This window comes from Pseudonocardia sp. ICBG601, from assembly GCF_020496245.1.
In genome coordinates, this window is the sequence record NZ_JAHLJA010000016.1 from 1 (window position 1) to 2,688 (window position 2,688).

Annotated in this window: 3 protein-coding genes and 2 pseudogenes; 2 read left to right on the forward strand and 3 right to left on the reverse strand. The window is 74.4% G+C overall.

What is annotated here, in order from left to right; genetic code table 11:
* Nucleotides 1–299 (forward strand): annotated as a pseudogene (locus KPL57_RS06855) (hypothetical protein); the annotation flags it as partial.
* Between the two features lie 4 nt (nucleotides 300–303).
* Nucleotides 304–627, forward strand: coding sequence for a hypothetical protein (locus KPL57_RS06860; protein WP_226350942.1), 324 nt, complete (start codon nucleotides 304–306; stop codon nucleotides 625–627).
* Nucleotides 628–1,138: 511 nt separating this feature from the next.
* On the opposite strand, the gene KPL57_RS06865 is transcribed toward KPL57_RS06860, so the two are convergent.
* The 3 genes and pseudogenes from KPL57_RS06865 to KPL57_RS06875 all read right to left on the reverse strand — a co-directional run.
* Complete coding sequence (locus KPL57_RS06865) at nucleotides 1,139–2,077, reverse strand: hypothetical protein (RefSeq protein WP_226350943.1); 939 nt, start codon at nucleotides 2,075–2,077, stop codon at nucleotides 1,139–1,141.
* Entirely contained in the window at nucleotides 2,074–2,361 is a 288-nt protein-coding gene (locus tag KPL57_RS06870) for a hypothetical protein (RefSeq protein ID WP_226350944.1), read from the reverse strand. Before KPL57_RS06870 ends, KPL57_RS06865 begins: the two co-directional genes overlap by 4 nt.
* Nucleotides 2,358–2,688, reverse strand: a pseudogene (locus KPL57_RS06875) (hypothetical protein); the annotation flags it as partial. The pseudogene KPL57_RS06875 and the gene KPL57_RS06870, both read right to left, overlap by 4 nt.

The following is a 2,688-nucleotide window of genomic DNA, read 5'->3' on the forward strand; positions in this document are numbered from 1 at the left end:
CCGGCTCGCCGGCGGGCTCGGCCCGGTCGCGGCGAACCTGGACCGGGCGGCACCGGCGCTCAACGCCGCGCTCAACGAGCTCCCGGCCACCACCCGCGACCTGCGGGGGCTGCTGCCCTCGCTCGACGCGACCCTGGGCAAGGCCCCGGTCCACCCTGGACAAGGTCCCGCATTTCTCCGACGACCTGCGTGCCCTGCTGCCCGAGGCCGACCGCGCCCTGCTCCAGCTCAACCCGATGCTGGAGTACCTGAAGCCCTACGGCGGCGACATCTACCAGTTCTTTCACCAACTTCGGTGAGACGGTGTCGCGCGGCGACGCCAACGGCACGCTCCTGCGCGTGATGCTGGTGTTCCACGCGCAGTCGTTCGCGGGGAACCCCGTCCCGCTGAACGAGATCCCGCCGCTGGACGACAACAACCCGTACCCGCGGCCGGGCACCCAGAACAGCCCGGAGGACGACGCGCCCCCGCCGCAGGTGGCCGACCCCGGACCGGCGAACCAGTCGCCGCCACCCGGACCGGCTCCCACGGTCGGGCCGCAGTCCGAGGGCGACGCCGCCCGGGGCAGCCGGCCGGCACCGGAGCCGGAGCCGTCCGGTGGTGGACTGTTCGGGCTGGGCGGATGATCCGCCGCCTCCGCACGACCCTCGAAGGGCGTAGCGCCGCATCCGCGGCGCTGCGCCCTTCGGGGCGTTCCGGCCTCGTCCTGATCATGGTGCTGGTCCTGGCGGCGCTGACCGCGGTGGGCGTGTCCCGGGTGAAGGTCGAGACCGGCGTCGAGTCGTTCCTGCCCTCGTCGGACCCGTCGGTGCAGCGCTACGCCGAGCTCGCCCGTTCCTTCGGCGGTGACCCGATCGTCGTGCTGCTGCGGGCCCCGCAGGCCCCCGGCCTGCTCGACCGGGACGTGCTGCCGCAGGTGCTCGGCGTCGAGGGCAGGCTGTCGCAGCTGCCGGACGTCGCGTCGGTCTACGGCCCGGCGACCACGCTGAACCAGCTGGCGTCGCAGTCGCAGAAGCTGCTCGCCGAGCTCACCGGCCGCCGCGACGGGCTGCAGCGCGCCGCGGCGATCACCGCCGAGCAGCGCGGCGAGGACCCGGTGGCGGCCGGCAACGCGGCCGTCGCCGCCTTCGACGCCCGCTACGGCCCGCTGATCGTGCAGGGCCTGCCCGTCGGGCTGCCGACGCTGCGCAACCAGCGCTTCATCGACCACTCGATCATGGGATCGGGCGGTGAGAGCCGCGGCCGCAGTGGCGCTACGTCGTCCCCGACGACCGGTCGCTGGCGATCCTGGTCCGCCCCCGTGAGGGACTCGACCAGGCCGGGACCGAGCAGCTCGTCGCCGCGGTGAACGTTCACCGCGGCGACGAGCTGCTCGGTCCCGGCCTGGTCGAGTCCCTCACGGGGGCGGACCAGGATCGCCAGCGACCGGTCGTCGGGGACGACGTAGCGCCACTGCGGCCGCGGCTCACCGCCCGATCCCATGATCGAGTGGTCGATGAAGCGCTGGTTGCGCAGCGTCGGCAGCCCGACGGGCAGGCCCTGCACGATCAGCGGGCCGTAGCGGGCGTCGAAGGCGGCGACGGCCGCGTTGCCGGCCGCCACCGGGTCCTCGCCGCGCTGCTCGGCGGTGATCGCCGCGGCGCGCTGCAGCCCGTCGCGGCGGCCGGTGAGCTCGGCGAGCAGCTTCTGCGACTGCGACGCCAGCTGGTTCAGCGTGGTCGCCGGGCCGTAGACCGACGCGACGTCCGGCAGCTGCGACAGCCTGCCCTCGACGCCGAGCACCTGCGGCAGCACGTCCCGGTCGAGCAGGCCGGGGGCCTGCGGGGCCCGCAGCAGCACGACGATCGGGTCACCGCCGAAGGAACGGGCGAGCTCGGCGTAGCGCTGCACCGACGGGTCCGACGAGGGCAGGAACGACTCGACGCCGGTCTCGACCTTCACCCGGGACACGCCCACCGCGGTCAGCGCCGCCAGGACCAGCACCATGATCAGGACGAGGCCGGAACGCCCCGAAGGGCGCAGCGCCGCGGATGCGGCGCTACGCCCTTCGAGGGTCGTGCGGAGGCGGCGGATCATCCGCCCAGCCCGAACAGTCCACCACCGGACGGCTCCGGCTCCGGTGCCGGCCGGCTGCCCCGGGCGGCGTCGCCCTCGGACTGCGGCCCGACCGTGGGAGCCGGTCCGGGTGGCGGCGACTGGTTCGCCGGTCCGGGGTCGGCCACCTGCGGCGGGGGCGCGTCGTCCTCCGGGCTGTTCTGGGTGCCCGGCCGCGGGTACGGGTTGTTGTCGTCCAGCGGCGGGATCTCGTTCAGCGGGACGGGGTTCCCCGCGAACGACTGCGCGTGGAACACCAGCATCACGCGCAGGAGCGTGCCGTTGGCGTCGCCGCGCGACACCGTCTCACCGAAGTTGTGAAGAACTGGTAGATGTCGCCGCCGTAGGGCTTCAGGTACTCCAGCATCGGGTTGAGCTGGAGCAGGGCGCGGTCGGCCTCGGGCAGCAGGGCACGCAGGTCGTCGGAGAACTGCGGGACCTTGTCCAGGGTGACCGGGGCCTTGCCCAGGGTCGCGTCGAGCGAGGGCAGCAGCCCCCGCAGGTCGCGGGTGGTGGCCGGGAGCTCGTTGAGCGCGGCGTTGAGCGCCGTGCCGCCCCGGTCCAGGTTCGCCGCGACCGGGCCGAGCCCGCCG